This window comes from Coprobacter fastidiosus (genome assembly GCF_982245605.1).
Genome location: NZ_CEVCIF010000002.1, coordinates 1 through 26024 on the forward strand (window position 1 = coordinate 1; position 26024 = coordinate 26024).

General features: G+C 38.6%; 23 protein-coding genes. 12 read left to right on the plus strand and 11 right to left on the minus strand.

Annotated elements, in window-relative coordinates:
* Nucleotides 1-279 precede the first annotated feature (279 nt).
* Nucleotides 280-528, minus strand: a complete 249-nt coding sequence (locus tag AC0UMU_RS00620; protein ID WP_022390924.1) for a TIGR03905 family TSCPD domain-containing protein — start codon at nucleotides 526-528, stop codon at nucleotides 280-282.
* Nucleotides 529-1030: 502 nt separating this feature from the next.
* Between AC0UMU_RS00620 and AC0UMU_RS00625 the strand changes: the two genes are divergently transcribed.
* Both AC0UMU_RS00625 and AC0UMU_RS00630 read left to right on the plus strand, forming a co-directional pair.
* Nucleotides 1031-2206, plus strand: a complete 1176-nt coding sequence (locus AC0UMU_RS00625; RefSeq protein ID WP_288640169.1) for an ATP-binding protein — start codon at nucleotides 1031-1033, stop codon at nucleotides 2204-2206.
* Between the two features lie 164 nt (nucleotides 2207-2370).
* Entirely contained in the window at nucleotides 2371-3093 is a 723-nt protein-coding gene (locus tag AC0UMU_RS00630; RefSeq protein ID WP_288640170.1) for a hypothetical protein, read from the plus strand.
* Nucleotides 3094-3165: 72 nt separating this feature from the next.
* Here AC0UMU_RS00630 and AC0UMU_RS00635 read toward each other — a convergent pair whose 3' ends face one another.
* The 3 genes from AC0UMU_RS00635 to AC0UMU_RS00645 all read right to left on the minus strand — a co-directional run bounded on the left by AC0UMU_RS00635 (nucleotide 3166) and on the right by AC0UMU_RS00645 (nucleotide 7569).
* Nucleotides 3166-3894: a YebC/PmpR family DNA-binding transcriptional regulator gene (locus AC0UMU_RS00635; RefSeq protein WP_009316537.1), complete on the minus strand. Its 729-nt coding sequence runs from the start codon at nucleotides 3892-3894 to the stop codon at nucleotides 3166-3168.
* Nucleotides 3895-3931: 37 nt separating this feature from the next.
* Nucleotides 3932-6400 carry a phenylalanine--tRNA ligase subunit beta gene (gene pheT / locus AC0UMU_RS00640; protein WP_009316535.1) on the minus strand — a complete coding sequence of 823 codons (2469 nt, stop codon included), beginning with the start codon at nucleotides 6398-6400 and terminating at the stop codon, nucleotides 3932-3934.
* Between the two features lie 239 nt (nucleotides 6401-6639).
* Nucleotides 6640-7569, minus strand: a complete 930-nt coding sequence (locus AC0UMU_RS00645) for an RluA family pseudouridine synthase (RefSeq protein WP_288640173.1) — start codon at nucleotides 7567-7569, stop codon at nucleotides 6640-6642.
* Between the two features lie 232 nt (nucleotides 7570-7801).
* On the opposite strand from AC0UMU_RS00645, the gene AC0UMU_RS00650 reads away from it, so the two are divergent.
* The 8 genes from AC0UMU_RS00650 to hisB all read left to right on the plus strand — a co-directional run bounded on the left by AC0UMU_RS00650 (nucleotide 7802) and on the right by hisB (nucleotide 14908).
* Entirely contained in the window at nucleotides 7802-8458 is a 657-nt protein-coding gene (locus tag AC0UMU_RS00650) for a phosphatidylserine decarboxylase family protein (RefSeq protein ID WP_031258917.1), read from the plus strand.
* A gap of 44 nt (nucleotides 8459-8502) precedes the next feature.
* Nucleotides 8503-9192 carry a CDP-diacylglycerol--serine O-phosphatidyltransferase gene (gene pssA, locus AC0UMU_RS00655; RefSeq protein ID WP_288640175.1) on the plus strand — a complete coding sequence of 230 codons (690 nt, stop codon included), beginning with the start codon at nucleotides 8503-8505 and terminating at the stop codon, nucleotides 9190-9192.
* A gap of 60 nt (nucleotides 9193-9252) precedes the next feature.
* Nucleotides 9253-9507: a DUF4834 family protein gene (locus tag AC0UMU_RS00660; protein WP_288640177.1), complete on the plus strand. Its 255-nt coding sequence runs from the start codon at nucleotides 9253-9255 to the stop codon at nucleotides 9505-9507.
* A gap of 374 nt (nucleotides 9508-9881) precedes the next feature.
* On the plus strand, nucleotides 9882-10301 hold the full coding sequence (locus AC0UMU_RS00665) for a DUF6789 family protein (RefSeq protein WP_009316523.1): 420 nt from the start codon (nucleotides 9882-9884) through the stop codon (nucleotides 10299-10301).
* Nucleotides 10302-10583: 282 nt separating this feature from the next.
* The gene (hisG, locus tag AC0UMU_RS00670; RefSeq protein WP_009316521.1) at nucleotides 10584-11435 is read left to right on the plus strand and encodes an ATP phosphoribosyltransferase; all 852 of its coding nucleotides are present in this window, start codon (nucleotides 10584-10586) and stop codon (nucleotides 11433-11435) included.
* Nucleotides 11436-11437: 2 nt separating this feature from the next.
* Nucleotides 11438-12724: a histidinol dehydrogenase gene (hisD, locus tag AC0UMU_RS00675; protein ID WP_009316518.1), complete on the plus strand. Its 1287-nt coding sequence runs from the start codon at nucleotides 11438-11440 to the stop codon at nucleotides 12722-12724.
* 10 nt (nucleotides 12725-12734) lie between these two features.
* Nucleotides 12735-13772: a histidinol-phosphate transaminase gene (gene hisC / locus AC0UMU_RS00680; RefSeq protein ID WP_009316516.1), complete on the plus strand. Its 1038-nt coding sequence runs from the start codon at nucleotides 12735-12737 to the stop codon at nucleotides 13770-13772.
* 5 nt (nucleotides 13773-13777) lie between these two features.
* The gene (gene hisB, locus AC0UMU_RS00685) at nucleotides 13778-14908 is read left to right on the plus strand and encodes a bifunctional histidinol-phosphatase/imidazoleglycerol-phosphate dehydratase HisB (protein WP_288640217.1); all 1131 of its coding nucleotides are present in this window, start codon (nucleotides 13778-13780) and stop codon (nucleotides 14906-14908) included.
* A gap of 89 nt (nucleotides 14909-14997) precedes the next feature.
* On the opposite strand, the gene AC0UMU_RS00690 is transcribed toward hisB, so the two are convergent.
* The 6 genes from AC0UMU_RS00690 to AC0UMU_RS00715 all read right to left on the minus strand — a co-directional run bounded on the left by AC0UMU_RS00690 (nucleotide 14998) and on the right by AC0UMU_RS00715 (nucleotide 21149).
* Nucleotides 14998-15534: a GNAT family N-acetyltransferase gene (locus AC0UMU_RS00690; protein ID WP_022390914.1), complete on the minus strand. Its 537-nt coding sequence runs from the start codon at nucleotides 15532-15534 to the stop codon at nucleotides 14998-15000.
* A gap of 7 nt (nucleotides 15535-15541) precedes the next feature.
* Nucleotides 15542-16468 (minus strand): EamA family transporter, encoded by a 927-nt coding sequence (locus tag AC0UMU_RS00695; RefSeq protein WP_278715403.1) that lies wholly within the window; start codon nucleotides 16466-16468, stop codon nucleotides 15542-15544.
* 99 nt (nucleotides 16469-16567) lie between these two features.
* Entirely contained in the window at nucleotides 16568-17134 is a 567-nt protein-coding gene (locus tag AC0UMU_RS00700; protein WP_270213995.1) for a Crp/Fnr family transcriptional regulator, read from the minus strand.
* A 115-nt stretch (nucleotides 17135-17249) separates the two neighbouring features.
* Nucleotides 17250-18887 (minus strand): OmpP1/FadL family transporter, encoded by a 1638-nt coding sequence (locus AC0UMU_RS00705; protein ID WP_278715405.1) that lies wholly within the window; start codon nucleotides 18885-18887, stop codon nucleotides 17250-17252.
* A gap of 122 nt (nucleotides 18888-19009) precedes the next feature.
* A complete protein-coding gene (locus tag AC0UMU_RS00710) occupies nucleotides 19010-20329 on the minus strand; it encodes a hypothetical protein (RefSeq protein ID WP_278715407.1) in 1320 nt (439 codons plus the stop codon).
* 250 nt (nucleotides 20330-20579) lie between these two features.
* Nucleotides 20580-21149 (minus strand): HdeD family acid-resistance protein, encoded by a 570-nt coding sequence (locus tag AC0UMU_RS00715; RefSeq protein WP_009316508.1) that lies wholly within the window; start codon nucleotides 21147-21149, stop codon nucleotides 20580-20582.
* A gap of 318 nt (nucleotides 21150-21467) precedes the next feature.
* On the opposite strand from AC0UMU_RS00715, the gene AC0UMU_RS00720 reads away from it, so the two are divergent.
* Nucleotides 21468-23444, plus strand: coding sequence for a putative porin (locus tag AC0UMU_RS00720; RefSeq protein ID WP_122337585.1), 1977 nt, complete (start codon nucleotides 21468-21470; stop codon nucleotides 23442-23444).
* Between the two features lie 27 nt (nucleotides 23445-23471).
* Nucleotides 23472-24299: a transporter substrate-binding domain-containing protein gene (locus AC0UMU_RS00725; RefSeq protein ID WP_122337584.1), complete on the plus strand. Its 828-nt coding sequence runs from the start codon at nucleotides 23472-23474 to the stop codon at nucleotides 24297-24299.
* Nucleotides 24300-24342: 43 nt separating this feature from the next.
* Here the strand turns inward: AC0UMU_RS00725 and AC0UMU_RS00730 are convergent, their stop codons facing one another.
* Nucleotides 24343-26010, minus strand: coding sequence for a bifunctional aspartate transaminase/aspartate 4-decarboxylase (locus tag AC0UMU_RS00730; protein ID WP_278715410.1), 1668 nt, complete (start codon nucleotides 26008-26010; stop codon nucleotides 24343-24345).
* Nucleotides 26011-26024 lie beyond the last annotated feature (14 nt).

Here is a 26024-nt window from a genome sequence, read left to right on the forward strand (position 1 = left end):
ATTCGCAAAACTTTGTGTATGAATTAGTTGGCTAATTTTATACTATTTACTGAATCTCCCTTTCAAAGAAAAAAGAACATACAAACAGCCTCAGACAAAGTTACCAAACAGATTCTAAGAGCCTGTCTAAATTTTTCCGACAAAAAAATATTATCAGGTCATTTTTGTGTTTTCTTCCGGTCTTTTTCCCGTTTTCACTCGTCAGATAGCCTGCTATCATCCTCATAAAAACAGAAAAACATACTCCGAAGAAATTCTCAAATCTGACCCGAGTAAAATTCAGACAGGCTGTAAGGCCCTTAAGGCCTTGCATAATTGATCGGGACAAGAAGTAGAACGTACTCCGCAATGAATCCCTTCTAAACGGGAGATAACATCTTCGACTCTCATTCCTTTCACCAAAGACGATATTCCCTGCAAATTACCATTACAGCCTCCTTTGAAAACGACTTTTTCTATTCTTCCATCCTGCACTTCCAGCTCAATATCAGTACTACACGTTCCCTTTGGTTTATAGTTTATTTTCATTACATCCGAATATATTTACCGCTACAAAATTATAGATTATAAACGATTAAGACAATAAAACTTTTTAATTTATAAAGCATTCTATGTTTTCGTGTAAGTAAAACATAGTTACTGACAGTCCTTTTCGGAGCAATCTTATGAATACGGAATGGTAAGAAAAATTATCAATAACGTACAACACATCGTTTGGGATATATTCGTAACCTTGCTTTCGATCATTACATAATTTCAAATTCATCGTGCGATTATCAATAACAGATATGACAACAAAAGACATTCAAAAACAGTAATGCAGCAATGTAGACACTACGAGATGAACAGTATCTTCAAGTATATAGTGAAACTATAGCAGATGTCTTTATCCAACCTTCACCAACGGAAAAAAGAGAAATTTACCGATATAACAGGGAAAAGCAGCATCAGGCATGAAAAAAATATTCCGAGAAATTTGTGTCGCAATAAGATTTATGTAATTTTGTAGTTGTATTTCAAAATTACATAAATGAATATAGAAACAAAATATATCCGCCGGGAATTATCCGCCGTGATAGAAGAGGCATATCGTTACTTCTCAGTCATAACCATTACCGGCCCACGTCAGTCCGGTAAAACTACACTGATCCGTAATTTGTTCCCGCACCTACCGTATTACTCTTTGGAGAACCTCGATGTACGGAGTTTTGCCGAAAATGATCCGATAGCTTTTCTGAACCAACATGTGAAAGGCATGATTCTTGACGAAGTACATAATGCACCAAATCTTTTGTCATATATACAAGGTATGGTGGACGATGACGCAGATCGGCGATTTATTCTTTCGGGCAGTTCGCAATTTGCCATGCTGAAAAAGGTCACACAGTCTTTGGCAGGACGTACCGCCGTTTTCGAATTATTGCCCTTATCCTATTCTGAAGTACGGGAAACAGTCACCGATACACCGCTGGACCATCTGCTGTTCAACGGATTCTATCCCGCGATCTATTCGGGGCGTAACGTGCCTAAATTCCTCTATCCGGCATATATGAAAACCTATCTGGACAAGGACGTTCGCGATTTACTACAAATTAAGGACATGATGCAGTTCCATATGTTTATTCGGCTTTGTGCCGGACGTGTCGGCTCGCTATTCAAAGCCTCCGAACTGGCGAACGAAATCGGTATCAGCTCCCACACAGTTACAGCGTGGTTGTCTGTGCTACAAGCATCCTATATCGTGACTCTGCTGCCCCCATATTTCGAGAATACACGCAAACGGCTGACCAAAACACCCAAGCTCTACTTTATGGATACGGGACTTGCCTGCTATCTGCTCGGTATCGAATCCTCAGAACAACTTTCACGGGACAAAATGCGAGGGGCACTGTTCGAAAATTTCATCGTAACGGAAGCATTGAAACGGCGGTATAACCAAGGCAAGGAGAGCAACCTCTATTTCTACCGGGACTCAAACCAGAACGAGATCGATCTGTTACTGAAAAAAGGTTCGGGATTGTACGGTATCGAAATCAAGTCAGCTATGACCTACCATGAGGATTTTGAAAAGACATTGAAACAAATGAACAACTGGATCAAAGTTCCCATAGAGGGCAAGGCGGTAGTCTATGCGGGCACACTCGAAAACACCACCGGAAAAATCAGTTTGTTGAATTATGCCCACTTGGACGATGTGCTGGAGTAAACCATCAAAGTTTGTTCAACTCACCATCCTACCACTGCATAGAAATTCACAATTCACCACATAAAATGTGACGGTACATCAAAATAACAGAATAACAAACAACTAAAGACAAATATGAAGCAATCGTTTTAATGGCTATTATTCCAGAAAATATAATTTACAGTATGAAAAAAATAGTATTCATTATCTGCATGGTCTTGTGCAACACACTACTCGCATTCGCCCAAAACAAGCAAGAAATTGTATATCTGAAAAACGGAGACAAAGTAAAGGGAATCATCATCGAAGAAATACCCAATACATCTATAAAAGTAAAAACATCGAACGGCAGCATACTTGTCTATTCTATACATGAAATAGAAAAAATTATATCGCCCGAAGATGAAATCTTTCAAAAAAAATTTCGTCTCAAACAGTACAACAACAATCCGACTTATGATAAAACAGGTTACAAAGGATTCATAGATTTCGGAGGAGTAATAGGGATCGGAAATAGAGGAGACGGGGCAATTGCCGTATCAACAACTCACGGATATCAGTTTAACCCATATTTTTTCTTCGGAGCTGGTATCGGAATAGAATACCACATGAATTGGGAGACTTTTTTTATTCCTGTTTTTGCTGATATTAAAACGTATTTTCTCAACAAGAATATATCTCCGTTTTTAGGTCTGAAAGCCGGATACTCGGTTTATGACGGCAAAGGCTGTTATATAAACCCTCATATCGGAGTCACTCTTTCCAGCTCTCCTCGATTCGGTATGAATTTAACAATAGGATATAATATGCAAAAAGCGAAAATCAACGACAGACCGAAGAACATCAAAAATTATAAAGATAATATGGCAATCAACGGAATATCTATAAAACTCGGTTTTGAATTCTAAGAGCTTCTCCTATAAAGAACACAAAAAGAGGCCTTAAAAGACCTCTTTTTATATCTTAAGCCCCAAAGGGTGTTATTCTTCATCGTCAGCTTCTTTCATATTATGAAAAACATTCTGAACGTCTTCATCATCTTCAAACTTTTCAAGCAGTTTTTCAATTGAAGCACGCTGCTCTTCCGTCACTTCTTTAGTATCATTCGGAATACGTTCAAACTCAGCACTTTCTATCTCGAATCCATTTTCTTCAAGATATTTCTGAATGTTGCTGAACGATTCGAACTCTCCGTATAAAACAATCTCTTCCCCGTCGGCTTCAAGTTCATCTACTCCATAATCAATAAGTTCAAGTTCAAGATCTTCAAGAGAAACCCCTTCCTTAGCCTTAATCTTAAACACGCTCTTATGATCGAAAAGGAAAGATAAACTACCGCTGGTTCCTAACGATCCGCCGAATTTATTGAAATAACTACGCACATTGGCAACGGTACGGGTAGGATTATCTGTCGCAGTTTCTACTACAATAGCGATACCGAAAGGTCCGTATCCTTCATAAACGATTTCTTTATAATCGCCCTCATCTTTTGATGTCGCCTTTTTAATCGCACGCTCCACATTTTCTTTCGGCATATTGGCAGCCTTAGCATTCTGCATAAGAACACGCAAACGCGGATTAGCATCGGGATCAGGACCGCTGGCCTTCACGGCAATCGAAATTTCTTTACCTAATTTTGTAAATGTACGCGCCATGTTTCCCCAGCGCTTTAACTTTCTGGCTTTACGATATTCAAACGCTCTTCCCATTGTATTTTATTCTTATATTTCTTATTTATATAAACAATTATCTGAGTTTCGCATTAAGCTTCTGTTGCAAATTACCAATAATCCGGTTCATTATCGATTCGATTTGCTTATCATTCAATGTCTTGGTTTCATCCTGCAGAATGAAAGAAACAGCATAAGATTTTTTTCCTGATTCCAGATTCTTTCCTTCATAAACATCGAAGAGGTACACGTCTTTCAACAGTTTACGTTCAGTGTCATAAGCAACCTTCTCTATTTCGGCAAACTGTACGGAAGCATCGACCAATAACGCTAAATCCCGTTTCACGGGAGGAAATTTAGAAATTTCACTAAATGTGACTTTATTTTTTACGGCTTCTTTTACAAGGAGAGTCCAATTCATTTCAGCATAAGATACCTCAGTTTCAATATCGAACGATTTCAATATTTTTTTCGAGACTAATCCGAACTTCGCAAGAATTTTTCCACCGTTCCGCATCGTATAAACCAACGCAGCATCAAATATATCGTCTGAAATCTGAGAAAATTGTAATTTTTTCATATCGACACCCAAACGGACAAAGATATTCTCTACATACCCTTTCAGCTCGAATACCGAAGATTTTTCATCCGGATGTGCCCAACTTCCCGATACACGATTACCCGTAATCCATAAGCCGAGATGCTGCGCTTCCGAATAAGATGCCAGTGCATTTTTAGACGTATCGGCATCCGCATCATAATTATAACAATTCCCGAATTCGTAGAATTTCAAATCCGGCCGGCGACGGTTGATGTTATAAGCTAAACTCTCCAACCCTCCGAAAAGTAAAGTTTGTCTCATAACATTGAGATCATTACTCAACGGATTAAGAAGCGGAACACAGTTCTTTTCAGGATAAGTCGTCAAAGAGGCATAATAGGCACTTTTTGTCAACGAATTATTCATGATTTCATTGAATCCGCATCCGGTCAACTGTTCTGCAATCAAATTATACAACCGATGATTCTCATCCGTCATCGTTTTGTATGAAAGATTAGAATGTACAGAATCTGTAAATTCGACATTATTATATCCATAAATACGGAGAATGTCCTCTATAACATCGACATCTCTTTGAACATCTACCCGATAAGTAGGAACACTCAATGTCAGAACTCCATCTTTTTCATCTAAGATTTCAATTTCAAGGCTGGAGAGAATACTTTTTACCATATCTTGAGGAATCACCTTACCGACAAGACTGTTCAAACGGTCATAGCTGAGTTCTACCCTGAAATTATCGATTTTGTTCGGATACACATCTACGATTTCTCCCGTTATCTTTCCTCCGGCCAACTCTTTCACCAATAATGCCGCACGTTTAAGTACATAGATCAAATTATTAGGATCAGCACCTCTTTCAAAACGGAATGAAGAGTCGGTATTAAGCCCGTGACGACGTGCCGTCTTACGCACCCACATCGGACTGAAATATGCCGATTCGAGGAATACATCCGTTGTTTGTTCGGTTACACCCGATTTCAGGCCGCCGAACACCCCGGCAATACACATTCCTTCTTTTTCATTACAAATCATCAGATCTCGATCCGACAAAGAACGTTCGACACCATCCAGGGTTACAAACTTAGTCCCCTCCGGAAGTGTTTTTACAATAACCTTTCCTCCCTCGATATGATTCAAATCGAAACAATGCAAAGGTTGCCCGGTTTCATGCAATAGAAAGTTGGTAATATCTACAACATTATTGATAGGCCGCAAACCTATCGCCAATAATCGTTGCTGCAGCCATTCGGGACTCTCTGTCACTTTTACATCCCGTATTGTAATCCCGCAATACCGAGGACAAGCCTCGGTATTTTCGACCGATACCGATATAGCTTTCCCCTCTTTATCATCGACAGCAAATGCCTCTACGGAAGGACGTCTCAAGACGGCATCATACCCGTTTTGTTTTAAATAAGCCGCCAAATCGCGAGCTACACCATAATGTGAAGCGGCATCGACACGATTAGGAGTTATATCGACCTCCAATACATAATCACTTTTTACATTATAATAATCTTTAGCCAATGTACCGGGAGCAACTGTATCGGGCAATACGATAATTCCATCATGACTATCACCGATTCCTATCTCATCTTCGGCACAAATCATCCCGAAAGATTCTTCTCCGCGTATTTTTGATTTTTTAATCGTGAATGTTTCGTCTCCCGAATAAAGTACAGTACCGACAGTTGCGACAACGACATGCTGACCTGCCGCAACATTAGGAGCTCCGCAAACAATCTGCACAGGTTCGCCGTTACCCAAATCGACAGTCGTTATGTGGAGATGATCAGAGTTAGGATGATCTATACAAGTCAACACTTTACCGATTACCAGACCTTCCAATCCGCCTTTTATCGTTTGTACCTCTTCTACTCCACCCGTTTCGAGACCTATTGAGGTAAGGGCAGCTGCAACTTCTTCCGGAGTCTGCGAGATATTCAAATAATCTTTCAGCCAATTATACGAAATATTCATTTTGTATATAATTTTAAAGGTTCAGCAGGACAAAGGTTATAAATTTTACTGGTCAGGTAAAGAATATTCACCTTGCTGCTTATATAATTTTATTTTTTCAACATCATAAAATAATAAAAACAAATGACCCAAAACCGCACTTTAATAAAAAAGTATGCAAAGTTAATAAGATTATTTGTGTTATTAAAAAGTAGCGAGCGAAAAGTATTCTCAAAACGAGCCTCTTACCCGCATCTTTTTCATCGGCCTTTTACAATATACCTGAATTTAGCAGGAACAGGTGTTTCAAAAAACATGTCTCTCCTCGTTACGGGATGAACGAACCTCAAACGAGAAGCATGAAGAGCCAAACGCCCTAAAGGGTTGCATGTAGCTCCATATTTTTTATCTCCGATAATACTGTGCCCCAGGTCTTTCATGTGTACCCGAATCTGATTTTTCCGTCCGGTAGCCAATTGCAATTCTACTAAAGAATATTTTCCGTTGCTTTTGAGCACCTCATAGCGAGTAAGCGCATATTGTCCCTCATCCTTATTCTGTGTAGAATAAACCTCATAAGCAGCATTTTCGGCAAGATAAGAAGACACCTCTCCCTTATCTTTATCGAAAGCACCTTCCACAACTGCGACATAACGTCGGTCCAGCACCATATCGTTCCAAGACCGTTGCATAGTTTCCTGAATCTGTTGACTTTTGGCAAACATCATCAACCCAGATGTATCCCGGTCGAGCCGATGGATAATGAATATTCTGCCAACAGGATCATCTGCTTTCACGTAATCGCTAAGTATGTGATAGGCTGTTTTTTCTTTAATGCGATCTGTCGACATCGAAAGGAGTCCGTATCCTTTATCAATGACAATCAAAAACTCGTCTTCGTACACAATACGCAGACGACTATGCTTAAACACCCTAAATCCTCTTTCAAAATTTATCGCCAATTCATCACCGGAATGCAAAAGATCATCGAACTGTGTCGTAGGAATATTATTTATTGCAACCTGACGATGGGACAAAAGAGACTTTACCGTTGTCTTACTCTTTTCAGGAAACAACGAGAACAGATAATCCAACAATTTGACAGGACCTTCCTGCACCGAATATGTCTTTATCGAACTTTCCTGATTATATCTTCTATTGCTTTTTCTATTATTACGAGTTTGTCTCATGTTAAGCATTCTTTTTATTTCAAGTTACAAAGATAGACATTCAAGAATATTTTACAGGGTATATTTCATAAATTCAGAAAAGATATTCAAAAAGTCCAGATATATAATTCATCGAAAAATTCGGACTGTCTCTGAAAGCCTCTGTCTATAAGATTTTAAAAGAGTTCTTTTGCTATTCCATAAAATGTCATTACTTTTGCATGATAAATTTTTACGTTGCGATATTATGAAAATGAAAATACATCAGGAAGGACAAAACATACTTATTATATTATGTATTATCTTACTGATACTGAATAGCCTCATTCACTATTTTATAAACATACATTATGTTTCTATCCCTTTTCTTGTAATTTCGATCATATTCTTTTTATTGGTTCTCAATTTTTTCAGATCACCCAAAAGACATTATAAAGGAGATATAGAAAACAGCATCGTAGCCCCCGCCGATGGTACGATCGTAGCCGTAGAAGAGGTTATGGAAAATGAATATTTCCATGATAAAAGAATTCAGGTATCTATTTTCATGAGTATATTCAACGTACATGCCAACTGGTTTCCGGTAAACGGAACGGTAACCCATGTAAGCCATCAAAACGGACGTTTTATGGCAGCATATCTTCCCAAATCAAGTACAGAAAACGAACGTTCTACAGTAGTTATCAAAACAGATAAAGGTGAAGAAATTCTTATGCGTCAAATTGCCGGAGCTATGGCACGCCGCATTGTCACCTATGCAGAAGTCGGAGATAAATGTCATATAAACGAACATATGGGGTTCATAAAATTCGGTTCCCGCGTAGATGTATTTCTTCCTTTAGGGACAGAGGTTCTTGTCAAATTAAATGACAAAACGACAGGGAATATAACTCAAATTGCCAGATTATAGCTTTGTCGAAAAACAGGAAAAGACAATGCCTAAATGACATCATTATGAAAAAAATTATAGTCCACATACCCAATGCAATTACATGTCTGAATTTACTATCAGGATGTTTTGCTTGTCTTTTCGCATTTAAAACCGATTTTGAAGCGTCAGCTTTGTTTATCTGTCTGGCTGCACTGTTTGACTTTATGGACGGATTTGCCGCCCGATTATTAAATGCCTACTCCCCTATGGGAAAGGAGTTGGATTCTTTAGCAGACTTGATCAGTTTCGGCATGGCTCCAGGTATCTTGATATTCTCTTTTACCGGACAATTAATCACTCCCGAATATCCGATATTCATTCGAGAATACTTCCCTTATTTAGCATTCTTAATACCGGTTTTCTCCGGTTTGAGACTGGCCAAATTCAATATCGATACACGTCAAATTACGTCTTTCATCGGATTACCGGTTCCGGCTGATGCACTTTTCTGGATCGGAGTTTGCTTTTGGGGACTTGAAAACGGATTCAATATTTATGTATTAGGCTGTTTGATCCTAATCTTTTCCTATTTATTGGTATCCGAATTGCCGATGTTTTCTTTAAAATTTAAAGACTTATCATTGCGCAATAATTACATACGGTATATTCTTTTATTAGGAGCAATAGTCTTTATTACATTATTCGGATTCGGCGGATTCGCCGCAGCTATTGTACTTTACATCGTTTTATCAGTTATTAATATAAAACTGTGAAAACAAAAACGGAACGGTTTTTGTTAAAATATAATCGATGCACACAAAATATTCTCAGTTATGGTTATTATTCTCTATAGTCTCCTATTTATATTCATCTTTATCCTTCTTTTAGGATTAGGTTTTATTGGCACGATAATACGTGTCCTTTTTGGAAATACACGACGTAACTCCGATACGACAAAAAACTCCGGCAATCGTCAGGACGGACGCAGTTCAACAAAATGGTATACTTACCAAAAAAGAAGAGAAAAAATATTCGACAAAACAGATGGTGAATATGTCGAGTTTGAAGAAATAAAAGAAGAAAAGTAAGAGCTCGCCCAAATTTCGTACAGACATTTTCTGAGAATCTTTTGAGAGCGTTTTTCAGTTTCGATAAAAAATATCGAACTACATGATATACAGAAACAGGAAAACAAAACGGAAAGAAACTCCAAAAACTGACCCGAGCAAAATTCAAACAGGCTCTAAGATTATTTATTTCTCCCCTATTTCCATCCAACTGCAACAAAAAATTCTCCGAATTTTAAATATTTTTTCGTCCCGAAAAATAAATACACAAAAACAAAATGACCATAAAATGTGTTTAACCAACAAATCGTCCGGTTTGTTGAAGAGATCTCTAAACGAATAAACACTACAAATATCGGTTATCTTTTTATTTCAAACCGCAAAATTATAGTAATATGAAAAAAATACAAGAACCTATCATAGGAGGATTTTTTGCAACCCTTGCCTTATTATTTGTCTCTTTTATCGAAAATATCAGCGGATCATTCAATTATATTTCACCTATATTTTTATCATCAATAGCAGACGATTCTATTTTAGGAGCTTTCTTCTTGCAATTAATTGCAGGCTGGATATTTGCATTCATATACAGTCTTTTCTTTATTAAAATACTGAGTTGGGCAAAAAATGATTGGATAAGAGGCTTGATATATGGGATCGTAATAGCCATATTAATGGAAATAGGTCTATACATAGCAGTGGATAATATCATTCTTCCGAACCTCATATTAGACACAATCGGCATGCTTATCGCCTACGGAATATTCGGTATCGTTCTCGGAGCTTTCATTCCTTTGTCAAAAAGAGAAAAATAAATAACGAATTATCGGTTTCGACATTTTTTCAAGAACATTCAAAAAGAAAAAGCGCCATATTATTTGCAAATAATAATATTTAATGTACATTTGCAACATCAAAATAAAAGACTTATGACAAATATTACTTTACATCACGGTCATCATCATTCTTAACTCAAATGAGGTGAGCTGTAATTGTATTGTAAAAAAGAAATATAAATAGAAGGCTTGCCGATCGGGTAAGCCTTTTTTTTATGTCCGGAACAAAATTAATTTATAAACTTATAAAAACAATTTATCATGTTACGCATTGCTGTTCAATCAAAAGGTCGTTTATATGAAGACACAATGGGACTTCTCACGGAAGCCGGAATCAAATTATCCTCAGCCAAACGAACTTTATTGATCCCCGCCCGGAATTTTCCTGTAGAAATTCTTTTTCTAAGAGACGATGATATTCCCGATTCGGTCTCTTCCGGTGTCGCCGACATAGGGATCGTAGGTAAAAACGAATTTATGGAAAAGGAAAAGCAAGCTCGCATCGTTAAAAATCTGGGATTCAGCAAATGCAGGCTTTCTCTCGCAATTCCTAAAGACGAAGAGTATCAAGGTCTGGAATGGTTCTCGGGTCGTAAAATTGCGACATCCTATCCGGTAATCTTAAACAAATTTCTAAAAGACAACCACATAAATGCCGATATACACGTTATTACAGGATCTGTAGAGATTGCTCCGGGAATAGGCCTTGCCGATGCGATTTTCGATATTGTGAGTTCGGGAAGTACCCTTGTCAGTAACCGACTGAAAGAAGTCGAGGTCGTTGTAGAATCGGAGGCTATACTCATTGCCAACAATAATCTGACAGACGAAAAACTCGAAATACTGGAAGAGTTGATATTCCGAATCAATGCCGTTCAAGCCGCCGAAGACAAAAAATATATACTGATGAATGTTCCCAATAACTCTTTAGATAAAATACTTGAAGTCTTACCGGGAATCAAAAGTCCCACCATCATGCCTCTCGCAAAAGAAGGCTGGAGTTCGGTGCATACGGTTCTTGAAGAAAAACGTTTTTGGGAAATCATCAACAAACTAAAAACTGCCGGAGCTGAAGGTATATTGGTACTGAACATCGAAAAAATGGTATTATAATTATGGAAATCATCGAATATCCGTCCCGAGATGACTGGAACAAAATCACCGAACGTCCGCATTTAGATACTTTAGCCTTACACGAAAAGGTTAGAAACATATTAAACGAAATCCGGGAAAACGGAGATTGTGCGATACGTTCATATACAGAACAATTTCAAGGAGTCAGATTGTCAGAACTGGAGGTTCAGGAAAACGAATTCGCCGAAGCCGAAAAGCTGCTTGACAAAGAGTTGAAAGAAGCTATTTTGACGGCAAAAAAAAATATAGCTAAATTCCATGCTTCACAGGCTATAACACCTCAAAAAATAGAGACTACCGAAGGAGTAACATGCTGGCAAAAAGCAGTAGGCATAGAACGAGTCGGGCTTTATATTCCGGGAGGTACAGCACCTTTGTTCTCTACGGTATTAATGCTTGCCGTACCGGCTCGTATTGCCGGCTGTCGTGAGGTCATTATGTGCAGCCCGTGTAACGCAAACGGAAACATCCACCCGGCAATTCTTTTTGCAGCCCGTACCGCAGGGGTCGATAGGGTTTTCAAATTAGGAGGTGTTCAAGCAATCGGAGCAATGGCATACGGCACGAAAAGTGTTCCTAAAGTTTATAAAATATTCGGTCCCGGAAACCAATACGTAACTGCAGCAAAACAGATCGTGAGCCTGAAAGATGTAGCAATAGATATGCCTGCCGGACCATCAGAGGTCGAAGTCATTGCAGACAGCTCTTCTTTTCCTGAATTTGTGGCTTCGGACTTTTTATCACAGGCCGAACACGGTGCAGACAGTCAATCGATATTGCTCACTACCGAAAAATCGGTGATCGAAAACGTAAAACAAGAGATCGAGCGTCAACTCGAACAGCTCCCCAGAAAAGATCTGGCAAAAAAATCATTAGAACACAGCCGCCTTGTATTATTAAACGACTGGGATGAAGTCATCGATCTTACCAATGAGTACGCTCCCGAACATCTCATCATTCAAAGCAGTAACTATTGGGAATTGAGTGAAAGAGTCATCAATGCAGGATCTGTCTTTCTCGGCCCATATACTCCCGAAAGTGCCGGGGACTATGCTTCGGGAACAAATCATACCTTACCGACAAGCGGATATGCAAAATCTTACAGCGGAGTAAATCTGGATAGCTTTATACGAAAGATAACATTTCAGGAAATCAGCCGGAAAGGACTGCAGAATCTCGGGAACACTATAGAGACAATGGCCGCCAATGAAATGCTCGACGCTCATAAAAACGCCGTATCGGTAAGACTCGCAAAAATAAACCAATAATAAACACAGCATGAAAAAATTAGAAAAACTGGTTCGACCCAATATATGGAGGCTCAAGCCTTACTCTTCGGCACGAGATGAATTTAAAGGTGAAGCATCTGTTTTTCTCGATGCCAACGAAAACCCGTACAATACTCCGTATAACCGCTATCCTGACCCTCTACAATGGAAAGTTAAAGAAAAAATCGCCGACTTAAAAGGGGTAAACATAGAGTCTATTTTTCTCGGCGTAGGAAGCGACGAGCCGATCGATCTTTTATACCGGGCTTTCTGCGAGCCGGGTATAGACAACGTTATAGCCATCGATCCGACCTACGGGATGTACAAAGTATGCGCCGACATCAATAATGTGGAATACCGCCCTGTCCGACTCAACAACGATTTCGATTTCGAACCGGACAAACTTCTGGCAGAAGCCGACTCTAACAGTAAACTGCTATTTCTATGCTCTCCGAATAATCCTTCGGGGAATTCGTTTTCCTTTGAAAAGATACGGTATATATTAGATAATTTTCAAGGCATTGTTATTGTTGATGAGGCCTATATAGATTTCTCTGCTTATCCTTCTCTTTTGGAGAAACTCGACCAATACCCTAACTTGGTGGTATTACAGACTTTTTCCAAAGCATGGGGAAGTGCAGGAATACGTTTAGGAATGGCTTTTGCATCAAAAAATATTATTCAGATATTCAATAAGATAAAATATCCTTATAATATTAACCGGTTGACACAGGAACACGCTTTGGAGCTCTTGAAACGAAACGGAGAAATACAAGCATGGGTAAAAGAGCTTGTCTCAGAAAGAGAAATCCTTCAAAAAGAGTTATCCGCACTTCCGGTCATACTGCACATATACCCAAGCGATGCAAATTTTTTACTGGTAAAAACCCGGGACGCTCAAGCCTTATATGATTATTTGGTCGCAAAAGGGATCATCGTGCGTAACCGTAACAAGATCACCTTATGCGAAAACTGCCTCCGTATTACAGTCGGTACACCCGAAGAAAACAAGGCATTGATCGACGCATTAAAAAAAGTAACGTTATGAACTCTATAAAAAAAGCCCTATTCATAGACCGGGACGGAACTCTCGTAGTAGAACCTCCTGTCGATTATCAACTGGATAGTCTTGAAAAATTAGAATTTATTCCGAAAGTATTCCGCAACCTGCATTTCATTAAAGAAAAACTCGATTTCGAATTGGTCATGGTAAGTAATCAAGACGGTTTAGGGACAGATTCTTTTCCTGAAGAGACTTTTTGGCCTGCACAAAATAAAATCATACGTGCTTTTGAAAATGAAGGGGTGACTTTTGATAATATTTTAATAGACCGTTCTTTCCCTGAAGAAAATCTCCCTACTCGAAAACCCGGAACCGGAATGTTAAAAGAATATCTTGACGGAAGTTATAACATGAAACAATCTTTTGTCATAGGTGATCGCATCACCGATATGCAGCTTGCAAAAAATATGGGTTGTCGGGGAATATTCTTAAAAAATGAAGAACAAGGATTACAAGAAATAACAGATAACGGGCTCGATCAAACCTGCGTATTGGTCACTCCCGACTGGGATAAAATCACAGAATTCCTTTTTGCCGGAGAAAGACGTGCAGAAATAATACGTAAAACTTCTGAAACCGACATACATGTAACGATCAATTTAGACGGTAACGGTAAATGTAATATTTCTACCGGACTCGGATTTTTCGATCATATGCTCGATCAGATCGGAAAACATTCGGGAATAGACCTGACAATTCGGGTGAAAGGAGACCTGAACGTTGATGAACATCATACAATCGAAGACACAGGTATCGCTCTTGGTGAAGCTATCGGCAAAGCTTTAGGAAATAAAAGAGGCATAGAACGGTATGGTTACTATCTGCCAATGGATGACTGCCTCTGTTCTGTCGCATTGGACTTCGGAGGAAGGGCATGGCTGGTATGGAATGCAGAATTTAAAAGAGAGAAAATCGGAGACATGCCTACGGAAATGTTTTTCCATTTCTTTAAGTCGTTCAGCGATGCAGCCCGAATGAATCTCAACATCAAAGCTGAAGGAGACAATGAACACCATAAAATAGAAGGAATATTCAAAGCTTTGGCTCGTGCCCTAAAAATGGCTATACGACGAGATATATTCCACTATGAGTTACCGAGTACCAAAGGAGCGATCTTCTAAGATTGGGTAAACTCCTGTCTGAATTTTTCAATAAAAAGAATCACCGGAATACAACTTATTCTTTCCGGTGATTTTTTTATAAACTATTGCTATTCCGATATATTCCGGCGATAAACCTCATCTTTAATCCGCTCTATATATTGAGGTAAAAAGTCAGAGTTCTCGTTTCCCATAATCCATAACGGACATGCATCTTCTCGCTTATGATAAGAAGGCTGGATATATTCTTTTTCAAGAACCTTATATCCGTTTCTACGATAATATTCCACACGTCGTATAGCAATCTCATCATCAATTGCGGGCTCTACTTCAAGCAATCTCAATCCCGAAAGATTCTTTGCCACATAATCTAAAACCTGCTGTCCGATTTTCTTATTCCTTAAATGAGGATATATAGCGAAATGTTCCAGATAATAGAATGTTTCGAAATCCCAAAACACAAAAAGTCCGCATAATTCTCCATCCAAAACGACAGCATTAAAATGCATCGAATCGGCAGATTTTATCAAACGTTTCAATTGTTCTACCGGGCGTCTTTCTTCCAATGGAAAAGATTCTTCATATAAAGAAATGAGTCTTTTCAAGAAAGCATCATCAGAATCAGTAATTCGAATTAATTGCATCATAGATTATTTATTTAGAACGGTTAAACAAAAATACGGGAATAAACCGTTTTACAAAATCTCTATTTATCCTATTCTCGGATATAATAATAAACACCGCCGATAAAATAACAAAGATACCGACCAACTGTTCCCCATCAAGAGTCTCATTTAAAAAACATACTCCTAAGAACAATGCGGTAAGAGGCTCCATACAGCCCAAGATAGCAGTAATAGTAGACCCGACTTGCTTAATTGCTAAAATCAAAGTAAAATCAGAAATAAGGGTCGGGATCAGTGCAAGTAAAAATAAGTTTATGCCTGCTTTATAAGACGGAATCGCATCTAAACCGTTTCCCTTTATCAAAAGATTTCCTCCAAAAATAAGTGCCGATGACAACAAAACATAAAAAGTCATTTTTAACCCGTCCATTTTTTGAACACAAGACTTATTCACACCGACAATATATATCGCATAAGTGAGCACCGTTACTAAGACCAATGCCAATCCCCTTACATTAATGACTCCCCCATCCTTGCCTCCACTTAAAAAATAGACTCCGACAATCGCCATCACCGCCGCCGTAACAACAGATAAAGAGACCTTACTTTTGAAAAATAATATCATAATAGTCGTCACCAATACCGGATATAAAAAATGCACAGTGGTCGCAACACTGCTGGGAATATACAAATAAGACGCCGTAAGGCATAAAGAAGTAAGGGCATAAAAAACTCCAAGAAAAAATAATGTAACAAGTTCCTTAGCCGTAATACGAAAATCGCTCTTTACAAATAACAAATAAAGCCCTACTATAACTGCTGATACGGCAAAACGGTAAAACAATATAGAATCGATACCTACTCCCTCCTGTATGACCGGTAAAGCAAAAAACGGAATCATCCCGAACGTAGAAGAAGATAATATCGCTAAAAATATGCCTCTGAATTGTTTCATTTATTCTCTATTTTTAAAGTAAAGTATTTTTCGAGGCGCAAAATTGGGAATAATAAAACAATTATCAATTTACATATGTAAAAAAAGAACAGAGACCTATTATTGTATTCCGGCACGTATCCGGCTCAAAGAAACTTGAGAAATACCTAAATAGGAAGCAATGTGTCTGAGTGGCACTTTTTGTAAAATTTCCGGTTCTTGCTCCATCAACAGATGATACCGTTCGGAAGCCGAAATAAAACAACGTTCCATAATCAATTTCTCCAACTCTAAAATTATCTGATCAGACATTCTTCTTCCCCAATTAGCTAATTCGATATTACGGTCGAAAAGCCGGTTAAGAGCATCATTCGATATTTTCAACAAGTCACACTCCTCAAGTAATTCGATATTTTCATATCCTGCAGAACCAAACATATAACCATTCATCGATAATAACGACATACCCGATGAGGCAAACCAAATAGTCACATCCCGATCTTCTTTATAAAAAAATCCCCGTGCATATCCCTTTATAATGAAATAAGAATATTTTTCTTTAACATCGCTTCGTATCAACAAATGACCTTTCGGAAAAGATACTCGTTCTGTCTCTGCAATAAACAGGGACAACGCTTCATCCGAAAGAGGATATACTTTTCTGATTTTTTCTATAAAATCTTTCATTCGATCTGTTTAACAAAAGAATGCCCGAACAAGCCGGGCATAAAAAATATTACATTCTCATTCAATAAACCTTAAAGGCTGCCTAAATTTTCCGATAAAGAGATTCAGCTTCTTATCAGAACTTAAAACCGAGAGTCAATATAAACGAATTATTTTTAGCATGCAAAGTAGCTACCTCCGAAGTCAGGCCCGTACTCGGAATCGGGGAAAACGCTAAAACATCGCTTTTTGCATTTTTATGAATATAAGCCATATCTGCATAAAAAATTCCGAACCGATAACCCAAACCACAAGTATAATATTGCGTACCCCGGTCAAGTGTATAGTGAGGAGCCATACCTGCTATATTCAATTCATCCCCCGTACTCACTTTCATAGGAGATAACTGATTGGCATATCCCAAACGAGCACTTAACTGAGGAGTAATGCGATATTCTCCTCCTACCCGGAATGTATGTCCGGCTTTAAAATAAGAAGAAATATCATCATTGACATCATTCATCTCCAATCCGTCGGTTTCGCTCAAACTCATTTTGTCATACGCCGTATATTCATAATCAAAACTGACAATTCCTTTTTTCCCGATTATAAATGCCGTACTCGCCATAAATTTCCACGGAGTAACCAAACTATAATCATAACGACCTTCGGGACTATCGGTAATATCATTACGCGATTCATTACTATTATTTTTTAAATAAGTATAGCTATTGTCCACACTCGCCATATAATAATCGCTCATCGAATAGTAGGTCGGAGTGTGAAACGCCAAGCCCAATCGCCAATAATCGGTAACACGAGCTATTAATCCGAGTTTGACATTAAAACCCGTACCTTCTGTTTTCAACCGATTCCATAAAGAGAAATTACTGCTCGTTATCGGATAATTATAAACCTGACCATTATCACCATCTTCTTCCTCATATATAGGAACAAATCCTGATGTATTGGATAAATTTTCATCATGAGAAGAAGTCATTTCATAATCCAAGTCCATTATACCGAGCCCTATTCCGAAATAAACCACATTCGACACATTTCCCCCGAAATTGAACGTATATTCGTTTGTCCGACCTCTTTCCCTGACATAAAGCGATCCCGATCCGGTGGCTTTTGCTCCGAAAAGGCCCTCATAACTGTCATCATAATAACCTCCTTCCGGATTTTCCTGAGGAGACATCAGCAACGACTCATATCCTAAAATACTCAACCAAGGAAGGCCGTTTATATCATAAGCATCCCCACTTTGCACATCAGCTCCGGCCAAATCGTTCTCCCAAATCCCGAAAGATTTATCGGCAATATAATTCGTTACAGAGGAACGAAGATTACTATACTGTACCCGATATGTCTGATCATAAGAATTACGACGATTATACGCAAACCCGAAATTATAAGAGACTATTCCCAAATCTTTTCCGGTATTAAAAGTTCCTATTATACCGACATTATCAAAAACAAATTTTGTCAGATTATTATTCACATTGACAGAAGTTTTTGTCTCCGCAGAAATTCCGGCTATACCCAAAGTCGTAACGATTTCATTACTTCTATACACTCCGATACCCGCCGGATTTTGCGACAATGTCGATATATCACCGCCTAAAGCTCCAAAAGCCCCTCCCATTCCCATGTAACGGGCCGTACCTTTTATATCGGTACGAGAATAATTATAGGCATTCATACTGCCTTGCGCGAATAGCGAAGCTACGCAACACATCGTTATCGCCATAATACAAATTGACCGTTTCATTTTCATAAATATTTCTGATATAAAAAACGGAAGCCCACATCACTCCTCGAATTCTCATTCACAATGATTATGGGCTTTCATTACACTATTTCATTATCGAATATTATCTTAAACTTATCTCTTTATCTCGTACGCCCCCGGGAACCTCCGCTACTACGGCCAACACTACCGCTCGATCCGCTACTGCGAGATGTGGACGGGCTATAGCTACTCCTCGATTCCCGCCTCTGACTGCTTGATGGAGTATATGTGCTGCGTCCTCCGCTACTGTTCCGTACTCGCGATGAAGAGCCGGAAGTACGTCCTGAAGAAGATCCCGGAGTATAAGTCGATCGGCGATTGGTTGTTCCTGAAGGACGGTTATACGTAGAATTACCACTTGATGTACCGATACGAGTACGTCCACGATTCGAGTTGGTTTCTCTCATTATAGGTTGCTTGCTTGAAGAAGACCCCGGAGTGTATTTGTTCCCCGTAGAAGACGGACGGGTATTTATAGTGTTTCTTCCTCCACTATAACGATTTGAAGAACCATAATTTCCGTAAGTCGTTCGTCCACCATTCGAATAACGGATATCCCGTCCGTTATTCCATCCGGGACGATGTCCGGGATAATAGCCGGGGTGATGGTGATGACCTCCCCAGCCCCAATGCGGATACCATGGTCCTGCCCAACCCCAATAAGGATTGTAGCCCCATCCCGGATAACCATATCCCCATGAGAATCCCCATGAACCGAACCCGAAATTCCAGCGCCAAGACAAACTCGAATAACTGTAAGGCGCCCACGTATAATTCCAATACCACGGATTGGTCCATGTCGGTGTCACAAATGCATACGAATTATCAATATATACATTCCAATCCGTAGGATCTAAGAAATATATATCCGTATAAGCAGGATCGGAAATATGTATGGTAAATTTCGGATTGTGAAAACGGCGTATCCGTTCGGCATATTCAAGATCACTTTGAGAACCTTCAAAACCATTAAGATAATATCCCGTATTATCATCATCCGCATCCTGCTCATTCTTCTGAGTCATTCGGGTAAACTCATCAAGAGTAATAGATGGAATCGTATCTGTGGCTTCCGAAGAATAACGACGGTTATATGCATCTACTTCCCGATCATAATCAGATTGAGCAGTAGTTGTCGTAACTGTTGTAGTAGTCGTTGTTGTCGTCGCTACCGGCTGTTGATAAGTCGAAGTCGATTTTTCCTGTTTTTTCTTTTCTACAATCGGATTTTTATCTTTCGGCTGATAATATAAATCATCTTCGGGAATATATTTTTGCCCAAAAGCAACAACCGATAATCCTAAAAATATCAGGACAGACGATAATCTTTTTATTTTCATTGCGATGTCCTCCCTATAATAATTTTCTATTTTGACTTGTCCTGCCGGCAAAAGTTTAACTATACTGTCACTCTTTACCATATATTATATTTTATTCAAATGTCTATACATCAACGAATAAATACAAGAACAAGCATTATCTTATTGTAAAGATGCAACAATTCGGATATTTCGCTGCATCCCGAAGCAAAGATAAGATTTATACTGGTCAAAGAATACTTAATAATGAATAATTTACCCTATAAAATACATTAAAAGGCATGCTTTGCTCACGCAAAACATGCCTTATCGATAAAGAAAATAGGAAATATATAAAACACAATTGGCCTGATTACTTAGGCTGTTCTATTGTCTTGTCCGGCTTTACATCATAAGAGAAGATAATCAATGCCACTCCCCAATAAACAAAAACAAATGAACAGAGAAATACGATACTGTAGGCTGCAGTAAAAGGTGTAAAGAAAAACAAGAATGAGATCAAAAGCATGATAATTCCGTTAATCAAATACAGCCACCAATATTTATAAGCCGATGTCATAGAAAATGCAGAAATAATATTGCTAAGTCCCTTAAACAAAAATATAAAAGCGAAAAAATAAGGAAGAGTCAATTCGCTCAATGCCAAATTGCTGATCAACAAAAATCCGATAAATATATCGAATATTCCTCCAGCAAGCCACCAGCCCCATCCTTGTCCTCGTTTTTCTATATCTCCCGAAACAGTTAATTGAACCACTCCGAAAAGTATCAATCCCCATCCTAACAGCATCGAAATGACAGCATATCCCATAACCGGTTGAAACAACAACCATAACCCCGCAGGTATCAACAAAATCCCTACCAGCATTATTCCCCACCAATATTTGGTCTTTCCCCAAAAATTAAAAGTCGTAAGTTCCATAATCTTTACTTTTATTGATTTATCATATTAATTCGAAATGTTTAAAGTCTATCTAAATTCTCTGATAAGAAAATGTTATCCGGTTACTTTTGCATTTTCCTCTGAACAGAAATATGTCCTCAAAAGAAAACTCTCAAATCTGCCCCGACAAAATTCAGATAGGCTCTTAATCTGCATGTATAACAAGAATAATGGCCGTTTAGATTGATTTATACACGTTAAAGATTATCAAAACCCAAACAACCCTCTCTTTACGAAAGCCTTTTTATAGGCCCGACTCCTTTAATTCTGATTTTTTAATTTTATCTTTGCAGCCGTATGAAAAGAATTTCGGTACTCTTTATTATCGGTATCTGCTGTGTTTTCTCGGTATTTGCCAAGAAAAAGCCGGTTATTGCAGAACCGTATGCATGGCGCAATACACAACCGTTGGGCAACAGGTATCGTGTACCGATGGACACACTTCAGCTCAATTTTTACCAAACTGACCAACCCTCTTCATATTCGACGGCTTATGGTTATACGGGTAATTTAGGAGGTCCGGGATTTTCAAAAATATTTTTCGATCGCCCGCAGATGCCCCAGTTCATATTCAAAGCGCCTTTTCATCCTTGGATAACAACTCCCGAGAATTTTGACTTTTACAATACCCGCATTCCCATGACACTTTTATCCTACCTCACAGGTGGTTCTAAAGTGAAAAAACAAGACGACTTGAAAGCCGTCTTTTCAGGAAATGTAAATGCCAGATTGGGATTCGGAGCTAATATTCAATATCTCTATTCTCGAGGAAGTTATGATCATCAGGCAACAAATGAGCTTTCTTGGCAACTCTCATCTAATTATATCGGAGAAAAATATCAATTACAAGTAATGTTCAACACATATAATTTTGTATGTCAAGAAAACGGAGGGCTTGCTGACGACAACTACATCCTTCATCCTACCGAAATGGATGGAGGAACGGGTATCGATTCACAAAGTATTCCAATCAACCTAAGCGATGCATACAACCGTGTGAGAGGACAAAACTATTATGCCACACAACGTTATAATGTAGGTTTTTATAAAACAGAGACAAAAGACACGACAACAATAGAGACATTTGTTCCTGTCACCAGTTTTATTCATACGATAGAATACAACCGAAATTTCCGTCGTTTTGTCAATCTCTCGGCTGACGAAGATCAAAAATTTTTCAAAAATACCTATTTCAACAAAAACGGATCGAATGACACGACCTCTTATTGGTCTCTCAAAAATACACTGGGAATCTCTCTGCTTGAAGGTTTTAACAAATATGCAAAAATGGGATTGGCGGCCTATATGACATACGAAATACGCCAATTCAAACTAATGCCGGATACTGTTCCCTCAGCCTTCGCTTTCGCACCTGAAACACCGGTACTCGGAGAGCCTGTAACATTTATAAGACGATCATCGAGCCGATACTATACTGAGAATTTACTATGGATAGGTGCTGAAGTTTCGAAACGGCAAGGGAAAATACTGACCTATACTGTAAACGGGAAATTGGGATTAACCGGTCCGGAAGTAGGATCGTTCGATGTGAATGGAGAAATACAGACTCGCTTTCCTATTTTTAAAGATACCGTCCAATTACGTGCATATGGCTTCTTTAAAAATCTTGAACCTGCATTTTATTATAAGCATTACGTTTCCAATCATTTTATATGGAACAATAACTTCAATAAAATCAGGAATTTTCGAGTCGGAGGAGAATTTGCAATAGAACGTTGGGGCACTCGATTGAACGTTGGTGTAGAAAATGTCCAAAACTACGTCTATTTTGATGAAAACTGCATGCCTCGTCAAGAAAGTTCGATCATGCAAGTTTTTAGTGCCAAACTAAACCAATCATTCAAAGTCGGGATTCTTAATTTAGATATCGAAGCAGTTTATCAAAAATCGAGCAGACCTTCTATTATTCCCCTTCCCGACCTCAGCGCATACGGAAATCTGTATTTATCTTTTCCGATAGCGAAGGTATTGAATACTCAAATAGGCGTAGATTGCCGGTATCATACCGAATATTATGCAGAAGGATACCAACCGGCAACTTTGTCGTTTTATAACCAAAGGGAATTTAAAATAGGCAATTATCCAATGATGAATGTTTATGCAAACATGAAATTGAAAATGGTGCGTTTTTACGTTTTATACTCGAATTTCAATCAAGGAATGTTCGGTGGAAACAACTATTTTTCTATGTTGCATTACCCAATAAACCCTGCAACCCTGCAATTCGGAGTCTCAGTCGATTTTGCAAATTAAACCTATATAGAGATAAAGAAAGAATATATGAAATACAAAACGCGATTTATTCTCTATATCGTTCTGTTGGTCATGGTACTTTTCATCATGTATATGATACGTACCCAAATACTCGTTCCGTCATATACCCCGAGAGATATTCCGGAAATCAAGCAAGACACACTACGTATTGTAACGGACTATACTCCGATAAATTACTACATATCTGATGATACCATATCGGGATTTGATTATGAATTATCACAACTGATTGCCAAGCGAAGCGGTCTGCATGTAAAAGTATATCCCGAAGTCAGTTTAAGCAAAAGTATAGAAGGACTCGAGAAAAATCGTTACGATATTATCGGGCGTCCTATTCCTGTCACTACGGACAGTAAAGAAAATTTTTTATTTACCGATCCCATCTTACTCAACAAACAAGTATTAGTGCAAAGAAAAGCCGAATATAACAATGGGAAAGACCCTATACGAAATCAACTCGATCTGGCTCAAAAACATTTGAATATTATCAGTGACGCCCCTACCCGTTTACGGATTATGAATTTGGCACATGAAATAGGCGATACGATTTATGTCAATGAAGAAAACACCTACGGTGACGAACAATTAATTATTATGGTAGCCAAAGGTGAAATTGATTTTGCCGTATGCGATGAAACAATTGCCCGAGAAATGAGTAAACATTATCCGGAAATCGATTTCAGCACCGATATAAGTTTTACACAATTCCGATCTTGGGCTCTACGACTTACATCGCCTTTACTTCTCGACAGCCTCAATATCTGGCTAAAAGACATCAAAAAAAGTCCGGAATTTCAAAAACTGAAAACAAAATATTATAAGAAAAAAAGATAACAAAAACGGGAGACAAAAATTTTCTCTCCCGTTTTACAAAAAACTATTTTGATTCACCTTTCGCCTTTTTCCATGCCAAAGCATACTCATCCAATATCAACCGTACCCCTTTCCCGATTTTCTTATAATCATCTTTATCGAGATTGGCCAAAGATGCACGTATCGACCAATCAGGACCATCAAAACCGCTACCGTTAAGCAACACTATACAAGTATCTTTTGCTAAATGAATTACAAAATCAAGAGGATCATAATTAGCTTCAAGATAACAGGCAAATTCATCTCCGTATAATTTCTTTGCCCACACCATAATATCTATTTCTGAATAATATCCGGCACGCAAAGGATCAGGAACAAGCTCGAAACCTGTATTTTCCCACATGGCATCGAGCCGCTCTTTAATCATTTTCTGCATTTTTTTCTTATATCGGTCTTCCTTATCAAAAAGAGCATAAGCCGCAAAAAGAGCCATCTGCATTTGCTGCGGAGTAGAAAGTCCTGCCGTATGATTCAACGCCACCATACGACTATCCGCTACCATACGGTCTATAAATTTAAGCTTCTCCGGATTAAGAGTTATAGACTCATAACGTTTATGCAAATCTTCAATATCCGACTTCGGAAGCGCAGCAATCATCTCATCATAAATATTATTCTCGCTCAATGCTATTACCGCCAAGCGCCACCCGGTAGCTCCGAAATATTTAGAGAAAGAATATACACACAATGTATTCAACGGTAATTCATACATCAAAGATTTGAAATGCGGCACAAATGTCCCATACACATCATCCGTAATAATCATCAGATGCGGATTATCTTTCTTGACAATATCTACGATCTTATCCAAAGACCGTTTGTCTAACGTATAAGAGGGTGGATTACTCGGATTGACGATATAAAGGACCTTTATCGATTTATCTTTCAATTTATCGAGCTCCGAATCGGGATACTGCCAAGTATGAAGTCCTGTTTCAGTCATTTGACTTGCCTGAATTTTAGTCACCTGAAACTGAAAACGATCAAGTTCAGGAATTTCGATATAAGGGGTAAATATGGGTGTCATAAGAGCGACCCGATCTCCCTTGGCCAGCAGACGATTTTCTTGCAAAGAATCGAAAATATAACACATAGCTGCCGTGCCTCCCTCCGTAGCAAACAGATCATACTTGAAATTTACCGGCTGACGATCACACATCTCTTGTAACAGATAATCGTGTACAATCATTTCGGCATATTTCAACATACGATCAGGTACAGGATATTGATCTCCGATAATCGCTTCAGCCCATTCGTGTATCAACGAATCCGGATCGACTTTTTTCTTATCGACAAAATAATGATAAGCCTCTTTCAACAGATCAGCACCCGGTAAGGCCTTGTGCTGCTGAATAAAATCTTCAAAGCGTTTAGCAATGCCTTTCTCTACAGGAATACCTGCAATCCCTTCAGAGAGATCGAATACCTGACGACACTCTTCCAGACCGAATTTTCCCAATAAAAAGAAAGCTTCACGAGGGACTGTCGCGATCCAGTTAGGATTTCCTCGCCCGGCATTTAGAAATAAACAAAAAGCTTTTCGAGTATGTTCTTCGGCAAACTCTATTAACTTATTCTTAATCTCGAACGGGCTCATCGATTCAAGTCCTTTTTCGAACTTCCGGCTATATCCTTTCATTAAAGCCGAAGGTAATTTTTCTTTACAATCCATATTACAAATTTAAA

What these genes read in the sequence shown, in the direction of transcription:
- AC0UMU_RS00630 (WP_288640170.1), top strand. Translation starts at nt 2,371, where the DNA reads ATGAAAAAAATAGTATTCATTATCTGCATGGTCTTGTGCAACACACTA.
- AC0UMU_RS00690 (WP_022390914.1), bottom strand. Translation starts at nt 15,534, where the DNA reads ATGATGCAATTAATTCGAATTACTGATTCTGATGATGCTTTCTTGAAA.
- AC0UMU_RS00705 (WP_278715405.1), bottom strand. Translation starts at nt 18,887, where the DNA reads ATGAAACGGTCAATTTGTATTATGGCGATAACGATGTGTTGCGTAGCT.
- AC0UMU_RS00635 (WP_009316537.1), bottom strand. Translation starts at nt 3,894, where the DNA reads ATGGGAAGAGCGTTTGAATATCGTAAAGCCAGAAAGTTAAAGCGCTGG.
- AC0UMU_RS00710 (WP_278715407.1), bottom strand. Translation starts at nt 20,329, where the DNA reads ATGGTAAAGAGTGACAGTATAGTTAAACTTTTGCCGGCAGGACAAGTC.
- AC0UMU_RS00730 (WP_278715410.1), bottom strand. Translation starts at nt 26,010, where the DNA reads ATGGATTGTAAAGAAAAATTACCTTCGGCTTTAATGAAAGGATATAGC.
- AC0UMU_RS00700 (WP_270213995.1), bottom strand. Translation starts at nt 17,134, where the DNA reads ATGAAAGATTTTATAGAAAAAATCAGAAAAGTATATCCTCTTTCGGAT.
- hisG (WP_009316521.1), top strand. Translation starts at nt 10,584, where the DNA reads ATGTTACGCATTGCTGTTCAATCAAAAGGTCGTTTATATGAAGACACA.
- AC0UMU_RS00715 (WP_009316508.1), bottom strand. Translation starts at nt 21,149, where the DNA reads ATGGAACTTACGACTTTTAATTTTTGGGGAAAGACCAAATATTGGTGG.
- AC0UMU_RS00660 (WP_288640177.1), top strand. Translation starts at nt 9,253, where the DNA reads ATGGTTATTATTCTCTATAGTCTCCTATTTATATTCATCTTTATCCTT.
- AC0UMU_RS00620 (WP_022390924.1), bottom strand. Translation starts at nt 528, where the DNA reads ATGAAAATAAACTATAAACCAAAGGGAACGTGTAGTACTGATATTGAG.
- pheT (WP_009316535.1), bottom strand. Translation starts at nt 6,400, where the DNA reads ATGAATATTTCGTATAATTGGCTGAAAGATTATTTGAATATCTCGCAG.
- AC0UMU_RS00725 (WP_122337584.1), top strand. Translation starts at nt 23,472, where the DNA reads ATGAAATACAAAACGCGATTTATTCTCTATATCGTTCTGTTGGTCATG.
- AC0UMU_RS00625 (WP_288640169.1), top strand. Translation starts at nt 1,031, where the DNA reads ATGAATATAGAAACAAAATATATCCGCCGGGAATTATCCGCCGTGATA.
- AC0UMU_RS00695 (WP_278715403.1), bottom strand. Translation starts at nt 16,468, where the DNA reads ATGAAACAATTCAGAGGCATATTTTTAGCGATATTATCTTCTTCTACG.
- hisC (WP_009316516.1), top strand. Translation starts at nt 12,735, where the DNA reads ATGAAAAAATTAGAAAAACTGGTTCGACCCAATATATGGAGGCTCAAG.
- pssA (WP_288640175.1), top strand. Translation starts at nt 8,503, where the DNA reads ATGAAAAAAATTATAGTCCACATACCCAATGCAATTACATGTCTGAAT.
- AC0UMU_RS00645 (WP_288640173.1), bottom strand. Translation starts at nt 7,569, where the DNA reads ATGAGACAAACTCGTAATAATAGAAAAAGCAATAGAAGATATAATCAG.
- AC0UMU_RS00720 (WP_122337585.1), top strand. Translation starts at nt 21,468, where the DNA reads ATGAAAAGAATTTCGGTACTCTTTATTATCGGTATCTGCTGTGTTTTC.
- AC0UMU_RS00665 (WP_009316523.1), top strand. Translation starts at nt 9,882, where the DNA reads ATGAAAAAAATACAAGAACCTATCATAGGAGGATTTTTTGCAACCCTT.
- hisD (WP_009316518.1), top strand. Translation starts at nt 11,438, where the DNA reads ATGGAAATCATCGAATATCCGTCCCGAGATGACTGGAACAAAATCACC.
- AC0UMU_RS00650 (WP_031258917.1), top strand. Translation starts at nt 7,802, where the DNA reads ATGAAAATACATCAGGAAGGACAAAACATACTTATTATATTATGTATT.